14 protein-coding genes, 1 tRNA gene and 4 pseudogenes are annotated in these 16,660 nt (G+C 38.7%); 11 read left to right on the top strand and 8 right to left on the bottom strand.

Going from position 1 to position 16,660, the window contains the following annotated elements:
• Positions 1-198: 198 nt before the first annotated feature.
• Positions 199-480 (top strand): annotated as a pseudogene (locus MAE_RS26905) (flavin reductase family protein); the annotation flags it as partial.
• Positions 481-555: 75 nt separating this feature from the next.
• Positions 556-4,221, top strand: coding sequence for a magnesium chelatase subunit H (bchH, locus tag MAE_RS26900; protein WP_012268283.1), 3,666 nt, complete (start codon positions 556-558; stop codon positions 4,219-4,221).
• 239 nt (positions 4,222-4,460) lie between these two features.
• Here the strand turns inward: bchH and moaC are convergent, their stop codons facing one another.
• Complete coding sequence (gene moaC / locus MAE_RS26890) at positions 4,461-4,961, bottom strand: cyclic pyranopterin monophosphate synthase MoaC (RefSeq protein WP_012268282.1); 501 nt, start codon at positions 4,959-4,961, stop codon at positions 4,461-4,463.
• Positions 4,962-5,004: 43 nt separating this feature from the next.
• On the opposite strand from moaC, the gene MAE_RS26885 reads away from it, so the two are divergent.
• A tRNA-Arg gene (locus tag MAE_RS26885) sits at positions 5,005-5,078 on the top strand.
• Positions 5,079-5,319: 241 nt separating this feature from the next.
• On the opposite strand, the gene MAE_RS26880 is transcribed toward MAE_RS26885, so the two are convergent.
• On the bottom strand, positions 5,320-6,318 hold the full coding sequence (locus MAE_RS26880) for an IS630-like element ISMae24 family transposase (protein WP_012268281.1): 999 nt from the start codon (positions 6,316-6,318) through the stop codon (positions 5,320-5,322).
• Between the two features lie 71 nt (positions 6,319-6,389).
• Between MAE_RS26880 and MAE_RS26875 the strand changes: the two are divergent.
• Positions 6,390-6,962: pseudogene (locus tag MAE_RS26875) on the top strand (hypothetical protein); the annotation flags it as partial.
• A gap of 233 nt (positions 6,963-7,195) precedes the next feature.
• Here the strand turns inward: MAE_RS26875 and MAE_RS26870 are convergent.
• On the bottom strand, positions 7,196-8,680 hold the full coding sequence (locus MAE_RS26870) for an IS1380-like element ISMae9 family transposase (RefSeq protein ID WP_012264152.1): 1,485 nt from the start codon (positions 8,678-8,680) through the stop codon (positions 7,196-7,198).
• Positions 8,681-8,948: 268 nt separating this feature from the next.
• Here MAE_RS26870 and MAE_RS26865 point away from each other — a divergent pair.
• Positions 8,949-9,653 (top strand): annotated as a pseudogene (locus MAE_RS26865) (tetratricopeptide repeat protein); the annotation flags it as partial.
• Positions 9,654-9,668: 15 nt separating this feature from the next.
• On the opposite strand, the gene MAE_RS26860 reads toward MAE_RS26865, so the two are convergent.
• The 3 genes from MAE_RS26860 to MAE_RS26850 all read right to left on the bottom strand — a co-directional run bounded on the left by MAE_RS26860 (position 9,669) and on the right by MAE_RS26850 (position 10,668).
• Positions 9,669-10,082, bottom strand: coding sequence for a type II toxin-antitoxin system VapC family toxin (locus MAE_RS26860; RefSeq protein WP_012268278.1), 414 nt, complete (start codon positions 10,080-10,082; stop codon positions 9,669-9,671).
• Positions 10,079-10,330, bottom strand: a complete 252-nt coding sequence (locus MAE_RS26855; protein ID WP_002766984.1) for a hypothetical protein — start codon at positions 10,328-10,330, stop codon at positions 10,079-10,081. Before MAE_RS26855 ends, MAE_RS26860 begins: the two co-directional genes overlap by 4 nt.
• An 86-nt stretch (positions 10,331-10,416) precedes the next feature.
• Positions 10,417-10,668, bottom strand: coding sequence for a hypothetical protein (locus MAE_RS26850; protein ID WP_024970586.1), 252 nt, complete (start codon positions 10,666-10,668; stop codon positions 10,417-10,419).
• Positions 10,669-10,957: 289 nt separating this feature from the next.
• Between MAE_RS26850 and MAE_RS26845 the strand changes: the two genes are divergently transcribed.
• The 3 genes from MAE_RS26845 to MAE_RS26835 all read left to right on the top strand — a co-directional run bounded on the left by MAE_RS26845 (position 10,958) and on the right by MAE_RS26835 (position 12,669).
• Positions 10,958-11,302, top strand: a complete 345-nt coding sequence (locus MAE_RS26845; RefSeq protein WP_044034873.1) for a type II toxin-antitoxin system RelE/ParE family toxin — start codon at positions 10,958-10,960, stop codon at positions 11,300-11,302.
• The gene (locus MAE_RS26840; protein WP_002797266.1) at positions 11,299-11,628 is read left to right on the top strand and encodes a helix-turn-helix transcriptional regulator; all 330 of its coding nucleotides are present in this window, start codon (positions 11,299-11,301) and stop codon (positions 11,626-11,628) included. Before MAE_RS26845 ends, MAE_RS26840 begins: the two co-directional genes overlap by 4 nt.
• Positions 11,629-11,811: 183 nt before the next feature.
• Complete coding sequence (locus MAE_RS26835) at positions 11,812-12,669, top strand: IS5-like element ISMae4 family transposase (protein ID WP_012268276.1); 858 nt, start codon at positions 11,812-11,814, stop codon at positions 12,667-12,669.
• A 319-nt stretch (positions 12,670-12,988) separates the two neighbouring features.
• On the opposite strand, the pseudogene MAE_RS31250 reads toward MAE_RS26835, so the two are convergent.
• Together MAE_RS31250 and MAE_RS26830 are read right to left on the bottom strand one after the other, a co-directional pair.
• A pseudogene (locus MAE_RS31250) lies at positions 12,989-13,357 on the bottom strand (DUF5615 family PIN-like protein).
• Positions 13,348-13,596, bottom strand: a complete 249-nt coding sequence (locus MAE_RS26830) for a DUF433 domain-containing protein (protein ID WP_002774376.1) — start codon at positions 13,594-13,596, stop codon at positions 13,348-13,350. Before MAE_RS26830 ends, MAE_RS31250 begins: the two are co-directional and overlap by 10 nt.
• 268 nt (positions 13,597-13,864) lie before the next feature.
• On the opposite strand from MAE_RS26830, the gene MAE_RS26825 reads away from it, so the two are divergent.
• The 3 genes from MAE_RS26825 to MAE_RS26815 all read left to right on the top strand — a co-directional run bounded on the left by MAE_RS26825 (position 13,865) and on the right by MAE_RS26815 (position 16,375).
• Positions 13,865-15,481, top strand: a complete 1,617-nt coding sequence (locus MAE_RS26825) for an AAA-like domain-containing protein (protein ID WP_012268275.1) — start codon at positions 13,865-13,867, stop codon at positions 15,479-15,481.
• Between the two features lie 196 nt (positions 15,482-15,677).
• Positions 15,678-16,052: an element excision factor XisH family protein gene (locus MAE_RS26820; RefSeq protein ID WP_050766331.1), complete on the top strand. Its 375-nt coding sequence runs from the start codon at positions 15,678-15,680 to the stop codon at positions 16,050-16,052.
• Entirely contained in the window at positions 16,040-16,375 is a 336-nt protein-coding gene (locus MAE_RS26815) for a XisI protein (RefSeq protein WP_012268273.1), read from the top strand. The genes MAE_RS26820 and MAE_RS26815 overlap by 13 nt, the downstream gene beginning before the upstream one ends.
• Positions 16,376-16,660: the final 285 nt, after the last annotated feature.

Here is a 16,660-nt window from a genome sequence, read left to right as displayed (position 1 = left end):
GTCATGAAACCTTAAAATGAGAATTGCTGGCCAATAATCTTTTGGCAGTACACGAATCATGCCACGATTACATCCAGATGTGCAAAAGTGAAAGCTAAGATTATCGGGAGCCGAGTGCGGTGAAAGTCGCACGCTCGCATCTAAGAGAGAGGTGCGGAGGATAATACCTCCCATCGACTCTACCCACTTTATATCCATTTTGTCCTTAATATCCGGCAAGAAGGACAACATATAGCTTTAATGAAGCATTTTCTCAAACCCTTTGCTCCGGGGGAAGACCGTTTTGCTAATATCGAAACCACTAAAGCTGAGAACGGTGCGCCGATTCTGGCCGAAGCACTCGCTTATCTGGAATGTCGGGTGGAACAACGAATGGAGTGCGGTGATCATTGGCTGCTTTATGCGATCGCAGAAAAAGGTAAGGTTTTACACCAAGGTTTAACCGCCATCCATCATCGCAAATCTGGCAGTTATTATTAATTTGTTGTTATGATCATTTCAGGGGGTGTGTTAAGGCAAAATAACGCACCCTGATTTATCAGAAAATAAATTCTTATGAAAAGTATTGTTTTAATTGTTGGCTTTGAAACCTTTAACACCAATTTATATCGGCAATCGGGCCTGTTGGCTAGTTCTAAATGTCCCGATTTAGAAGTAAAAGTATTCAGCGATAAATCCTTGACGAGCGAACCTGAAATAGTCGAGCAAGCTTTAGCCACTGCCGACGTTTTTTTTGCTAGTTTGATCTTCGATTACGATCAAGTTACTTGGCTGCGGCAACGAGCAGCACAGATTCCGATTCGCTTAGTTTTTGAGTCTGCTTTAGAGTTAATGAGTTTAACCCGTTTGGGAGAATTTGCCATCGGGGATAAACCAAAAGGAATGCCAAAACCAATTCAATTTATCTTGAGTAAATTTTCCAGTGGCAAGGAAGAAGATAAGTTAGCCGGTTATCTCAGTTTCCTCAAAACTGGTCCGAAACTGCTGAAATTTATTCCCGCTAAAAAAGTTCAAGATTTGCGTAATTGGTTAATTATTTACGGTTATTGGAATGCGGGAGGAACCGAAAATGTTGCCGCTATGTGTTGGATAATTGCCCAAAAATATCTAGGATTAAAAGTACGGGAAATACCCGAAGTTATCGAAACTCCCAATAAGGGACTATTACACCCCGATTATCAGGGTTATTTTCTCACTCCCCAAGAATATTTGACTTGGTATAAAAAAAATAAATCTCTTGATAAACCAGTGGTGGCACTGCTGCTTTATCGGAAGCACGTTATCAGTAAACTACCCTATATTAATCAATTAATCCGTCATTTTGAAACGGCTAATTTAATTCCCCTACCCGTGTTTATTAACGGAGTAGAAGGCCATACAATTGTTCGGGATTGGTTAACCACAGACTACGAAATTCAGCAAAGAAAAAAAGGAATCATTGAAACTCCTTCTTTAAGTGAAGATGCGGTGACAGTAGATGCAATTGTCTCGACGATTGGCTTTCCTTTGGTGGGGGGTCCTGCGGGTTCTATGGAAGCAGGAAGACAGGTAGAAGTGGCTAAACGAATTCTGTCCGCTAAAAATATTCCTTATCTTATCGCTGCCCCTTTATTGATTCAAGATATTTATTCTTGGACAAGACAGGGAATCGGTGGTTTACAGAGTGTGGTTCTATACGCTTTACCGGAATTAGATGGGGCAATTGATACAATTCCTCTGGGGGGATTAGTGGGGGAAACTATATATTTAATCCCCGAAAGATTACAGCGTTTAACTGGACGTTTAAACAGTTGGATTAAGTTACATAAAACCCCTCCCCAAGAACGCAAAATAGCCATCATTCTCTATGGATTTCCGCCTGGTTATGGGGCAGTTGGTACGGCAGCTTTATTAAATGTTCCCCGGAGTTTAGTTAAGTTTTTACAAGCTTTACAAGCGCAGGGTTATAATGTGGGAACAATTCCCGAAGACGGGGAAGAAATTATTCAAAAAGTTAAATTTGCCGATGATGAAAATCTCTCTAAACAAAATCGTTTATCGATAGAAACTTTAGAAAATTGGCTAGGTTATCTGTTAACTTCTCGCATTGAAAAACAGTGGAAATCTCTTAAAGATGCGGGGATAAAAACTATTGGCGACCAGTATCATTTAGGGGGAATTGAGTTAGGTAATATCTGGATTGGAGTCCAGCCACCTTTAGGAATTGCTGGGGATCCGATGCGGTTAATGTTTGAAAAAGATTTAACTCCTCACCCTCAGTATGCAGCCTTTTATCAGTGGTTACAGAAAGATTTTAAGACCGATGCGATCATTCATTTTGGTATGCACGGAACTGTCGAATGGCTGCCCGGTTCACCCCTAGGAAATACTGGTTATTCTTGGTCAGATATTTTATTAGGAGATTTACCGAATTTATATATTTATGCCGCTAATAATCCCTCGGAATCTATCCTAGCCAAACGTCGCGGTTATGGGGTGTTAATTTCCCATAATGTGCCTCCCTACGGACGAGCGGGATTATATAAAGAATTGATGATTTTACGAGATTTGATTGCAGAGTTTCGAGAAAATCCTGAGAAAAATTACGCTTTAAGAGATAGTATCCTCCAAAAGATTATTGATACAGGTATCTCTAAAGATTGTCCTTTTCTGGAAGCAGAAAAACAGGGAATAGAATTCACTTTAGAAAATGCCAAATTATTTAGCCGCTATGCACTAACCGATTATTTTGTCAAGGTGTATAATTACCTACAAATCGTCGAACAAAGACTATTTTCTTCGGGTTTACACACCCTAGGAACTGCTCCCAATCAGGAAGAATTAAAAGGTTATCTTGACGCTTATTTCACCGATTTATCTGAGCGAGAATTTCAGCAAATTATCGCTGACGAAGCAACCAATGAAAAGGTTAAAGAAGGCATTACTATTAAAAATTTATTAGGACAAAATAGCGAAGAATTAACTAATCTTTTGCGGGGATTAAATGGGGAATATGTACCACCGGCACCGGGGGGGGATTTACTCCGGGATGGTGCGGGAGTTTTGCCCACAGGACGTAATATACACGCTTTAGACCCTTACCGGATGCCTTCCCCAGCAGCCTACACCCGCGGACGGGAAATCGCCAAAAAACTGCTAGAACAAAACTTAACCGAAAAAGGAAAATATCCCGAAACTGTAGCAGTTTTACTCTGGGGATTAGATGTGATTAAAACTAAGGGTGAATCCCTGGGTATTCTCTTAGAATTAGTTGGTGCGGAACCAGTGAAAGAGGGAACAGGAAGAATTGTCAGGTATGAATTAAAACCTCTAGGGGAAATTGGACACCCGCGCATCGATATTCTGGCTAATTTATCGGGAATTTTTCGGGATACTTTTATCAATATTATCGAGTTATTGGATGATTTAATGCAGCGGGCAGCCGAGATAGAAGAATCGGAAAATGATAATTATATCCGTAAGCACTATTTAGCCTTAAAAAGTCAAGGAATTGACAATGCGAGCGCTCGTTTATTTTCCAATCCTGCCGGGGATTTTGGCTCTTTAGTTAATGACCAAGTAGTGGAGGGAAATTGGGACAATGACAACGAATTAGCGAAAACTTGGGAAAAGCGTAATGTTTTTAGTTATGGTCGTCAAGATAAGGGACAAGCGCGGCCAGAAGTGCTACAACAGTTATTAAAAACCAGTGAAAGTATTATCCAAGAAATTGACTCGGTAGAATACGGTTTAACCGATATTCAGGAATACTACGGCAACACGGGAGGATTAAAATTAGCCGCAGAAAAACAAAGCGGTAAACGGGTAATGACAAGTTTTGTCGAGAGTTTTTCCAATGATACAACTCCCCGCAAATTAGAGGAGGTTTTGCGCTTAGAATACCGCAGTAAATTACTCAATCCTAAATGGGCCAATGCCATGGTTAATCAAGGTTCCGGTGGGGCCTACGAAATCTCCCAAAGAATGACCGCTTTAATTGGTTGGGGCGGTACGGCTAATTTTAGTGACGATTGGGTGTATGATCAGGCAGCCGATACCTACGCTTTTGATGCAGAAATGGCGGAAAAATTGCGTCAAGCTAATCCCGAAGCTTTCCGTAATATTGTCGGTAGAATGTTAGAAGCACAGGGTCGCGGTTTTTGGCAAGCAGACCCCGACAAATTAGAGAAATTACAGGAATTATATCAATTGACCGATGAAAAATTAGAAGGGGTTACTTAGGGTTTGCTGAATAAATCTAAAAACCTTCTTGGATAATATCTTTAGGCTTTTTTGAAATCAAAAAGTGCCAGCGATTAGAGTGATTGGGGGGAAAATTCAGGTACTTTTTCCCCGAAACTTAGGTAATTGACTCCCTGAAAATTGGTAAAACCCCACACCCCACACCCCACACCCCACACCCCACACCCCACACCCTGCCACCAGGAAAAACTTTTTGCCGCAAACCCTACTTAGGGTTTTCATCGCAACAGGTAATCCTTGTGATAATCTGATTTTCCTCCTGTTTTACTCAGCAGACGGATATTTTCAATCAGGATTGATTTTTCTAACGCTTTAGCCATATCGTATAAAGTCAAGGCTGCCACAGATACCGCAGTTAAAGCCTCCATTTCTACCCCAGTTTCCGATTTTGTCACCACTTCTGCCCGAATTTCGTAGCCGGGTAACTCTGCTTTCGGGATAATCTGAACATTGATTTTTTGCAGGGGTAAGGGATGGCAAAGGGGAATTAAGGAGGAAGTTTGTTTGGCCGCCATAATTCCCGCTAGTCTGGCCGTCCCTAAAACGTCACCTTTAGGCGCATTTCCCTGTTCTATGGCTTCAAAAGTCGTTTTTAGCATTCTCACTTGTCCTAGGGCGATAGCAGTGCGTTTAGTGAGCATTTTCTCCGATACATCCACCATCTGGGCCTCGCCTTGGCTGTCGAGATGAGATAATTTTTCTTTACCCTCTTGCGTCATTGAATGAACCTGTGCTATAGTAGTTTACTGTTGAGAAAAACAAGGGCTTGTAGCTTAGTGGATTAGAGCGTGTGGCTACGGACCACAAGGTCGGGAGTTCGAGTCTCTCCAAGCCCGTTACATACAATGGCATATACTACAGGAATTAGGGACCTATGGTTCCTAATTTCTTTGGTTATTTGCCCCATCTTCCCACTTTCCTATACTTTTTAAACAGGATTTAGTATCAGCAGCCAGTTTTGCTGGAGTATTTTTTACCCTCAAACAGTGAAAGAAACTAAACTTTTAGGATTGTATAATATGAATTCTCCTGCACCTGTGCCGACACCCTTTCAAGTTGCTTTAGAGCGTTAAGTACCTAGGCAAAATTAATTACATACTCGCCTCCAAAATTGTCCAGCACTTTTTTAACGTAAGCGAGGAGGCTCTTTCGGTCTTTATAGGCGCTAAATTCAATCCATTCATATTTTAAAAATCTCCATAATATTTCAATTAAATTTAAATGAGGTGAATAAGTGGGCAACCAAAATATTTTCAAGTTTTTCTTTTCCCATTCCTCAAGTTTCTCCATAAATGCCTCGCTGGTATCAATGGAAGCTTGGTCAATTATTATGACAGTTTTTTTCTGTATATTTTGGCAATATTTATCCAGAAAATTAATAACTATCTCGCTAGTAACCGTTCCGACCTGTGTCTCATAAAATAATTGATTATCTCGTTTCATTATTCCTAAAATATTTAGTCTTTTACCTTCAATTGGTGGTAACTTTATCGTGGTTTTTTCTTCTTGCCAAGCGTCAGGAATACAAGGCTTTGAATCCCCTCCCATTTCATCCAAATATCCTATCTCAATCTCTCCTCTTTTTTCCTGTTTTTTTAGTTCTTCTAAAATAGGTAGTTTGACCTCAAGCTCCCACTCATCAGGGGTTTTGGCGACCCCTCTTCTCACCCTTTTCCACCTCATGTTGATTTTTTTTATGAGTCTTTTTATCGTGTCTTTGCTTACGGTTAATTTCCCTTCTTCTACAATTTTTATCTGGATTTTTTTTAAGCTTTTCGGTTCTTCTTTTACCCAGTCAATAACTTGTTGACCTTGGGCTTCTGTCAATTTAGGTTTTCTCCCTCTTCCTCGACGATTATAAAAACCAATTAGTTTTCTATCTTCCCAGGCCGTCAACCAATTATAGATGGTCTTTCTCGTAACTCCAAATATTCCGCTCAATTCTTCTATCGTGGTTCCCTGAAAACTTAAGAGTATACATTTCGCTCGCTCTCTTACTTGATGATGTTTACTAGCTCGATAAATTCTCTCTAGCATTTTCTGGCTCTCGGGGTTTAGGTCTCTAATCAATCTCATTGTATTTTCCTGCTGCTTCGTTTTTTTATGTATTATACTTCTTAATTTTTTATTTGGGTAATTAATTTTGCATGACTACTTACCAGAATGCTCTAAATTATTTAGATACTTCTCATAATAAATCTCTGAAAAAAGCAGAGGCTTTAGAAATTATTGCCGCCAGAGATGCTCTTCATAAACAAATGGAAGCTGAGGCGGAAATTTCGGTTGATATGTGGTCAAAATTAATCGAACAAGATAATAGATTAAAACAGAAGAGTTACAAAATTACTCAAGTTCTTGATTTAGCTGAATATCGGGAGACTTTACCTATTTCTGCTCAGGCTTGGTGGTGGCATTTAGAAAGTAGGGAATCTTTGCATCCTTGCAATCGCTTTGATTGGCTATGGAGAATCGTTAAACTGGTTTTATTAGGGGTTAATTTTACATTAATCGGAACGATTGCTACTCGGTTTCTTAGTGGTGGTTCAGGTTTGCTAGAAATAGGAGGTGTTATTTTTTCGACTTTCATTTCTTTGTTACAAACTGAAAATGCTCTCACACGGACGCGCCAGAAGGGTTTTGTTAAGTTAATGAAATTTCTTGGGATTGCTGAACATTGGTATGAAGAAATACAGTTTTCTGTAACAGTAATAGTCTTTGCCCGCATTTCTCACAAACTGAATTAAGAACCTAATTTGGAGGTTAAAAGTTGGTGTTTTTCAAAAATAAGAGAAACCCGCTTAGTTATCAAGGAATAATCTGACTAAACTAATCAAAAAATTCCTGAATTACTGGAAAAATTCCGTCAATTAGGGAAAATGTTCACGACAAAGTTAGCTGAATTTATAAGCAGCCATTTTTAAGACTATTTAATGATCTTTGAAAACTCTTCAACTTATCCAGTTCCCGCTATCGCTTGAATTCTAGAGTAAGCTATCGCTAAAATATCTTGATAGGGACAAGAACTGGCAATTGCGATTAAAATTCTTCTGACACTAACAGTAATTCTAGCTCCTAATTTAAGGAAATTAAGGCGAATTGTTCCCACTGTCGCTTTGGCAAAAGAAGTTTTAGCCAAACAATTTTGACGAAAAGCTTGCATTAAAACATAAGCCATTGATGACAACCAAAGTCTTAATTGATTACTCTCAAATGTCTGTGTCGAATTCCGGTCAGCAAATAAGTCTAATTGTTGCTCTTTAATTCGATTTGACCTCTCACCTCTGGGGCAATATTTTTCAGTGTAAAGTTTAGATGGGGGAATCTTTGATGCAGGTAAAGAAGTCACAACGTGGCGAATTTTTACGCCCTCACTACCAGGACAAACTTTTGTCACCACTCTTCTTGAACGGCTCCAGGATTTTTGGGTTTGATAACATAGGGAACGATACCAAGTCGATTCTGGTACCAATTTCGCCAATTCTCCTAACTCTTCATCGGGAGAAAATAACGTCTCCATTAATTCAGTAACTGGCTGAAGTCTTTGCTCGTAATCTGCCTTAGCTTTCTCAATTACATCGGTCGCTCGTAATTTTAATTGACTATTCGTTGCCATTGCTAAAACATAATCAACTCCTGCTTGACTTTCGCAAAATTTCATGATATCTTCACGGGAATAGGCACTATCTCCTCGTACTAATATCTGCGTATCTGACCATTTTTCTCGAATTATACCGATTATTCGCTGCAATTCTTCTAATGCTCCCCCAGCAGTATCTACATGAGAAGACCGGAGTTTAGCTACTAATAAATGATGCTCACAGAAAATATACAAAGGAGCATAACACACTCCTTTATAATAAGTATTGAAAAACGCTCCCTCTTGATTTCCATGCACTTGGTCATCGGTGACATCCATGTCTAAAATAATTGGTTTCGGTGGCTTTTTGTAGGATTCTAGAAAGATGTCCACAAAAGCTTTTTCAATTTCTTTGGGGTTAGGCTCGATTTTATGGTAACGACTGTTCTCTTGATTGATGACTGTTTCCGGACAATATTCTAGTCGATTAATTGTACTTTTTCCCGCTAAATTTGCTTGGGCTGAGTCAATAAAATTTAGTTTTTTCAATGCTATTGCTAAAGCTGGAGCATGACGTAATTTATCATGATCATTGACATCCTCATATCCCAAAACTATCCCATAAACTCTTTGTGCGAGTAGTTCATGAACTGAATAATCTAGATAGGATGAATTTCGATAATCTCGAAAACATTCGGCAAACCGAGCCGTTATTTTTAGCTTTTGGTCTAACTCTGCCATCAAAATAATTCCTGCATCTGAGGTGATTTTTCCTCCCTCAAAATTAGCGATTACTTGTCTTCCATTGAGGTTTCCAAAATTTAATTGATTGAGTCGAGACTGGTCTGAACTAGGAGTCATAAACTTGACATACTTTAAATAGTTTTAATGATTAAATTATAGCAAGCTTTTGACTTCATTCTCTACTTAAAATTGAGACTTTATCAACTAATTAACCTAAAAATACGCATTTTAAATTTGTTCTTTTTTCAAGGTCTAATTGATGATGAGCTTAAGTTGAATCCTAACAACACACTGTCGTTTTTGCTACAAGGCGATCACCCAGTCAAAACCCAGATTTTGTAAGGCTTCGGGGGTTGGTGATCGTACTTTTTGTGAGAAATGCGGGTTTGCTTTTCTCTTGGGAATTTATCTAAATTTCTCTTGGTTTTCTGAGTTTTATAAGCAAGCAGGAAGCCGTTTACAATCTCCTCCGCCAGCAAGTCAAGAATTTCCTAATTTAGCTTCAGCCGAAGAGAAGTATTTAAAAGCAATTGAGTTAGATCCAGATAATCTAGATGCTCATTATAAGTTGGCAACACTTTACGAAGAGTTACAGGATTTGACTAATGGGAAGAAACACTATTTAATTGCGGCAAAAGGTGGTTTTATAGATGCTTATAATAATCTCGCTTATTGGTATCTGCGAGATAATAAGAATGCAGAAGCGGTAGAGTTACTGGAAAAAGCTAAGAGATTATTAGCAGAAAAAGATGAAAAACTAGACCAATTTACTGAAGATGAGAAACGCAATTTAGCAGTACAAAAATATAGTATTTATAAAAATCTAGGCTGGGCCAGATTTAAGCAAAATCGCAGTGAAGATGCAGTTCCTAATCTTTTAGTTGCTATTGGTATCGCTGAAAATCCAGCTTATCAGAAATTTATCCGCAATCCCGGTGCTGCTTTTTGTATTTATGCTCAACTTTTAGAAAAAGAAGATAAGAAATTATCTCAGGAAAATTGGCGTAAATGTCTTAATTTAGCCGAAGGGAGGATAATTAATACAGAGGAAGAACAATGGTTATATGAAGCGAGGAAAAAATTGAAGTGAAGTAAAGTTTAGTGACTATTCTCTGAGTAATGCGCTAAATCCTTCTTGCTGAAAATGCTTATCAAAGGTTAATATTTCAGAGATTTCCAGTTGTCTCATAATCTGCATGGAAGCACAATCAGTTAAACTGTATCCTTTATCTAATCGTCTTTGGTAAAAATCAAAAGCCTGGTGAAATTGTTCACTGGTTTGGGGAATGATTATGGTTTTGCTGTCATTGCGTAATCTATGAGTTAGACGAATAGCTGATTTGCGTAAATATTCCCCTCTACTGCATAAAGCATTGAGTAATTCTGTCAGAACCATTTCACTGGTAACACCTCTAAAGTTACGGAGTCGTCCTGTCATAGCTGTAGCTAATGGATTAAGATTATCGCCAAAATCAGCAAGAGCCTGTAAATAGGATGTATCTAAGAAAATTGTTCTCATTCTTCCTCATCTTCTCTCGGTGCGCCGTACATATAGTGTTCAAAATTACGCGCAAAGTCTCTGGGAAAGTGTTTTCGCCATTCTGATTGGGGAACAACGTTACCAATTTCTATAATTTGTTGCCAGATAGGTTTTGCTAAAAATTCTGGGTCATTTTCTAGTGCATCCCATTTAGCATCGAGTTCTTCCATTGATAACTCAGGCTCTTCGGATGTGTTAGAGGTTGAATGATTGTTTAAGTTAGTCATGATTAAAGTTTCCTTTTAGATTAAAGAGAATAAGTTAATGATAACCTAAATTATCTGGTCAGGTAAATGTTTTGCGAAAATTTGTTTCATTCTTCCTCATCTTCTCTCGGTGCGCCGTACATATAGTGTTCAAAATTACGCGCAAAGTCTGTAGGTAAGTGTTTTCGCCATTCTGATTGGGGAACAACTTTACCAATCTCAACAATTCTTTGCCAAAAAGGTTTTTTGCGAAATTCTGGATCATTTTCTAGTGCATCCCATTTAGCATCGAGTTCTTCCATTGATAACTCAGGCTCTTCGGATGTGTTAGAGGTTGAATGATTGTTTAAGTTAGTTATGATTAAAGTTTCCTCAAGTTCTTTGATTAAATCGTCTGATTCTACAGTTGAGTGAGGGTTTTGTGTGTCCATACTTGATCAGAAGTGATAGTTTGTTTTTATCATAGCATTTTCGAGTTGGAGCGAGGTACGGAGATTATCGAGGGTAATTAACCACAGAGACACAAAGAACACAGAGATTATTCACCGATGTTATAATTTATAATGATGATGGCAAGAGAGCCGAATGTTTAACTGAAAGCTTGACATTATTTTATGTACAGACTATATTATAGTTATGGAATAGAATATTATATTTGATCCAGATTTTAGGTTCTGGTTTTATCAACAAGAACAGGGACTTCAAAATGAAATATTTGCTGTTTTAACTGTATTGATGAAACTTAGACCAGCACTGGGGAGACCACGAGTTGATACCATTGAAGGATCTTCTTTTAAGAATATGAAAGAGCTTCGTATTCAGTATAAAGGTGAACCTTGGCGTGTTTTATTTGCCTTTGATCCTCATCGACAAGCAATTTTACTTGTTGGGGGGAACAAGTCAGGTAACAAAAGATGGTACAAAGAAAATATTCCTATAGCAGATCAACGTTATCAAAAATATCTGGAAAAACTTAAGGAAGAAAAGTCATGAAAGAATATACCAACTTCTCGGAAGAATTTAATAAACTTTGTGGAGAACGACAAGCAATTATTAAAGCAAGAGCTTCCCAAATTTATCTGGAGGAACTTACGCTTAAGTATTTGCAGGAAAAACTAGGTTTATCTTTATCAGAATTGGCAGAGCATCTTGAAGTACAGCAATCAATAGTACCTAAACTTAAACAAGAGCAAAATCTAGAGCTAAATACACTGCGCGAAGTAGTTAACGCATTAGGTGGAACTGTCGAAATTATTGTCAAAATTCCCAACAAAGAACCTATAATTATTGGTGACTATTCAGAAACGAAGTGTAATTAACCACAGAGACACAGAGGACAGGGAGATTATTTGCCAATGTTATAATTTGTACTCAATAATAGACCTCTTGCATAATTTTTTTATGGTATAATATAAGGTTTTGCTTTTTTCTCAATTCTTAGATTGAAGTGGAAAAAAGAATAAAATGTGATCTTAGGTCAGGAAATCATCTATAATTTTGCTATGTTTATTAGCAAAATTATGGATTATCAAAACTTATCAGATGAACAATTCAAACGCCGTTTCGGTGTGTATAAACAAACCTATAGAAAGATGGTAGAATCAGTAAAAAGTGTTGAAGCCGACTCTAATTCACCATCTAAAAGGGGACCGAAACCTAAACTATCTATAGAAGAACAAGTTTTAGTAACGTTAGAATATTGGCGAGAATATAGAACATATTTTCACATTGGTACAAGCTGGGAACTATCAGAATCAACTATATGTCGGATTGTAAATAAGACGGAAAAAATGCTTTTACAATCGGGAAACTTCCGTTTAAAAGGAAAAAAAGCTCTACTAAATCAAGCAGAGATACCGGTCGTAACGGTAATGGATGTAACGGAAACTCCCATTGAACGCCCCAAAAAGAAACAGAAAGATTTTTTGGGGGGTAAAAGAGGTTATCATACTTTAAAATCCCAATTAGTAGCTGATCAAAATACCGAGGAAATTATCTGTGTCTTTTGTGGGAAAGGTAGAGGTCATGATTTTAGTTTATTTAAAAAAAGTCGAGTTCGTTTTCATCCTTTAACTACCAGCATAGAAGACAGTGGTTATCAGGGAATAGCTGCATACCATAGTAATAGTTATACACCGAAAAAGAAATCGAAAAATAGAAAATTAACAGAGTTAGAAAAAGAGTATAACAAGGCTTTAGCCAAAGAAAGGATTATCATTGAACATATAAATAGGAAACTCAAAATCTTTAAAATCTTATCCTGTAAATATCGGAATCGTCGTCGAAGATATAGTTTAAGAGTTAACTTGTTGGCGGCTATTTATAACTGTGAGTTAGGGATAGGTATAGCAGCTTCTTAAAAGTTGCCTAAAGATTAATCAAGTCAAGGAGAATTTATTCTCAATTATAAAAATTGAGATAGTTTGTGCCGCTTAAATAAAGAGGTTTTGATAACCAAATTAAAGCAGCTCTAAAGAGTTTTGAGTTAAAAGTTAAACTTCAAGTTTTCATTCAGGACGAATGTACTGATTAACTAATTTTTTTGGGGAAAATTAGTTAACCCATCATTATAACATATAATTAATTTGCAAGAGTTCTAATAAAGGTGTTCGCTTTTGGAACACAATATTTAAGATGGAATTAACGGGAAGACTCCATGAACGCTATAAAGCAAAAATCTTAAATTGATAAAAGTCTAATCCGAAAAATACGATCTGTTACTGACACAATTGCTCCCGTCTTTAATGCTTTTGTACAATCTCGTAAAACTATAGTTAAACGCTGATTAATTAGATTGTAGTTTTCATTGCCTAAACGGAATAGGATGACACTTGGTAAATTATCACCACTAATAGCGAGAAGTTGAGAAAAATCTAGATCGACAGTTAAAATTATCCGCTTTTCTCTTTTTGCTTTGGCAAGAATTTACTGATCAGATAAAGTTTGTAAGCCTTCATATCGAAGATGAACGACATCATAACCTTGTTCTCTTAACCATGAGACTGTACGCAGATAAATCCCCATATCGGCTAGAAACTCTATCTCCATTGCTCGATTAATTCAAAATAATGAACTTGTTCTCTGGCTAACCAAGAAGCATATAATAAACATTGGTGAATATCTTCTCTTTCTAGGTCAGGGTATTCCTCTAATATTTCCTCTATCGGCTTTTCGTTAGCAAGTAGATTAAGAATTAAAGAAACAGGAATACGCATTCCTCGAATACAGGCTTGACCTGCCATAATTTTGGAGTTAAAAGTAATTCGGTCTAATTGTTTTAAGGTCATATAGTTTCCAGAAATATGAAGATGATACCTGTGGTAATTTTATTATAGCTAATTCTATAGTTGCGAGCGGAAGTGGGAAATTACTCCTTCAGTGAGGGTGCAAAGCTTGTCTCCAACCCCACAGGGAAGATTAGGGAATGGTGAGGTTTTAAGTTGTAGTAGTATAGTATAACAAGTTAGACGAGAAAACGGGTTTTTTGAAAAAACCCGTTTTCTGAAATCAATAGTTTGAAAAAAACCGTTTTCTGAAATCGTAAAACTGAGAGCCATGATTTTACCTAATCCAGACATATCATCCACACCGCTCGATGTATTTATTTCTTACTCTCACCGGGATGAGAAACTGCGGGAAACTTTGGGACTTCACCTCGCGTCATTACAAAGACAGGGAGTGATTAAATCATGGCACGATCGCAAAATTAGTGCTGGAACAGAGTGGAAACAAGCCATTGATGAAAATCTCAATTCAGCCGAGATTATTCTGTTGTTGATTAGTGAAAACTTTATCGCTTCTGACTACTGTTATGATCTTGAAATGGAACGGGCGATTGCACGGCATGATGCGGGGGAGGCGCGGGTGATTCCGATTATTTTGAAGCCGGTGGATTGGAGTGGTGCGCCTTTTGGTAAGTTGCAAGCTTTGCCAAAAAATGCCAAGCCTGTGACGACTTGGAGTAATCGGGGTGAGGCGTTTTTAAATATTGCTAAGGGGATTCGCCACGCGGCAATGGAAATGGCGACAGTGTTAACTGATAAACAGCCTACTGTCTTGCCAGAGCCTCAACAATCCGCAAAAGCCACTGAGATGCCAACGCAATCGGAACCCCTCAAGCCAACAGTTACTCCAGACAAGATACAACAGGAAATTAGCTTGGAATCTCCAGAAGGACAAGTTAGCATTGACTCTCGCTTTTATATTACTTCCCCTTACGAAGAACGGTGCTATGAGGAAATTCAAAAGCCTGGCTCCCTGATTCGGATTAAATCGCCCCACAATATGGGCAAATCGTCCCTGATGGCGAAGGTACTTGCCCAAGCATCTCAACTAGGCTATCGTGCGGTAACGATCGATCTGGAACAGACCAATCAAAAGTTCTTTGACGATCTCGACAAGTTCATGCAGTGGTTTTGTGCGTCGGTGGGTAAACCACTAGGAGTAAGGGTCAAGATTGAAGAGTATTGGGATGATATTTTTGGAGCGAACGATAACAGTACGGATTATTTTGAGAAGTATTTATTAGAGGGGGACGATCGCCCGTTGGTGTTGGCGATCGATAACTTTGATCGCATCTTTAAATACGCAGATATCGAGACGGATTTATGCGGATTATTGCGCGGCTGGCATGAAAGTTCCAAGATTAAAAAACTGTGGCAGAAATTGCGGCTGATCATCGTCCATTCTCAAGAGTCCTATGCCCAACGGGATATCAATCAATCGCCTTTTAATGTGGGGTTGCCCATCGAATTGGGAGAGTTTACGCCTGAACAGGTACAGGAGTTGGTAGCACGGCACGGATTAACTTGGACAGAGGGGGAACTCGAACAATTTATGGGGTTAATTGGAGGGCATCCCTACATGGTGCGCTCGGCACTCTATCACATTGCAGCGGGGGATCTTTCTTTGGCGGAATTTTTGCGGACGGCTCCCACAGAAGCGGGAATTTACAGCGATTATCTGCGGGGACATTTGAAGACTTTGGAAGATTATCCTGAACTGGGGGCAGCCATGAAATTGGTTATTACTTCTGAAGCGCCGGTACGTTTGCGGTCTGAGGAGTCGTTTAAACTGGACAGTATGGGATTAGTGGTGCGGGTTGATAATAATGTGAAACCTCGCTGCGATCTTTATCGTCAGGATTTTTGCGATCGCTTGGGAGGAAATTAAATAAAAACACTTTACAGTCTATTGTCTATTTATCTAGTCGTTTATGCTAACTTAGTCCATTATGCCCGCTCTCGATCTGTATCATATAGTCATTTCAGATAAGTCTGATACACTCTAGACCAGTTAAACCCTTATGAACTCTGGCATTGATATTCTCAATCTTAATTGAAATGACTATAATGCTGCGAAGCAAGCCCTGATTAAAGATGGGTGGACGATCACGCACGATCCGTTTCATCTCCGTTGGGGGCGAAAAGATATGTACGTCGATTTGGGGGCTAAAAAGCTAATATTAGCAGAGCGATTGGAGCAAAAAATTGCTGTAGAAGTTAAAAGCTTTCTGGGGGAATCAGAATTACAAGCCTGTCGTGATGCGATTGGACAGTTTGCGATCTATCGGGCTGTTTTGCGTCGTTCTTATCCTGATTATAAACTATATTTGGCGATTAGAGATGTGATTTATAATTCATTTTTTGAAGAGCCAATCGGACAAATTTTAATCGAAGATGAAAATCTCAAGTTTATTGTTTTTGATGCTGAAAAGGAGGTCATTTCGCAATGGAAAAATTAGATCAGTATCGTCATATTATTAAATCGGTTTTGATTCCTTATACTGAAATCCCTTATTCTCACGGCGAATTGATTTGTAAGCCGATTTTTGATGAAGTTCGAGATAGCTATCTTTTGATGACGCTCGGATGGGATCGCAAAACTCGCGTGCATGGCTGTTTAATTCATTTGGATATTATCAACGAGAAAATCTGGGTACAACGAGATGAAACCGAAGACGGAGTAACCCATGAGCTAGTGGCGGCGGGTGTTCCCCGGCAGGATATTGTCCTCGCTTTTCATCCGGCGGATGTACGCGGTTACACGGGCTACGCGATCGCCTAACCTCTTAGAAAACGGGTTTCTTAAAGAAATCCGTTTTCTGGGACATATTTTTAGCAACTTGGTAAGCTTAGACGCATTTAAGTTTCCTACTCGTATCCCTATCTACAAGGCGTTCCAGGATATTAAAGTGCAATGTAAGTGCGTCTAAGCTTATCAGGTCACTAACCCCACCCTAAAAGGGACGGGGCTTGCCTAGACCAATTTAGGCGACGCAAGTAGAGACTACCGCATCGAGACACAATCTGGCCCAGACCTCCGAATACTTCCCTAGTTCGGATTCCCTCT

Source organism: Microcystis aeruginosa NIES-843 (assembly GCF_000010625.1).
Classification (GTDB): domain Bacteria; phylum Cyanobacteriota; class Cyanobacteriia; order Cyanobacteriales; family Microcystaceae; genus Microcystis; species Microcystis aeruginosa.
This window is presented reverse-complemented; position numbering and strand designations above follow the sequence as displayed.

Bases quoted from the DNA above. Each gene is read 5' to 3' on its own strand.
- MAE_RS26840 (WP_002797266.1), top strand. From the start codon at position 11,299: ATGAAAGAATATACCAACTTCTCGGAAGAATTTAATAAACTTTGTGGA.
- MAE_RS26835 (WP_012268276.1), top strand. From the start codon at position 11,812: ATGTTTATTAGCAAAATTATGGATTATCAAAACTTATCAGATGAACAA.
- MAE_RS26815 (WP_012268273.1), top strand. From the start codon at position 16,040: ATGGAAAAATTAGATCAGTATCGTCATATTATTAAATCGGTTTTGATT.
- MAE_RS26870 (WP_012264152.1), bottom strand. From the start codon at position 8,680: ATGACTCCTAGTTCAGACCAGTCTCGACTCAATCAATTAAATTTTGGA.
- MAE_RS26830 (WP_002774376.1), bottom strand. From the start codon at position 13,596: ATGACCTTAAAACAATTAGACCGAATTACTTTTAACTCCAAAATTATG.
- moaC (WP_012268282.1), bottom strand. From the start codon at position 4,961: ATGACGCAAGAGGGTAAAGAAAAATTATCTCATCTCGACAGCCAAGGC.
- MAE_RS26825 (WP_012268275.1), top strand. From the start codon at position 13,865: ATGATTTTACCTAATCCAGACATATCATCCACACCGCTCGATGTATTT.
- MAE_RS26855 (WP_002766984.1), bottom strand. From the start codon at position 10,330: ATGACTAACTTAAACAATCATTCAACCTCTAACACATCCGAAGAGCCT.
- MAE_RS26880 (WP_012268281.1), bottom strand. From the start codon at position 6,318: ATGAGATTGATTAGAGACCTAAACCCCGAGAGCCAGAAAATGCTAGAG.
- bchH (WP_012268283.1), top strand. From the start codon at position 556: ATGAAAAGTATTGTTTTAATTGTTGGCTTTGAAACCTTTAACACCAAT.
- MAE_RS26860 (WP_012268278.1), bottom strand. From the start codon at position 10,082: ATGAGAACAATTTTCTTAGATACATCCTATTTACAGGCTCTTGCTGAT.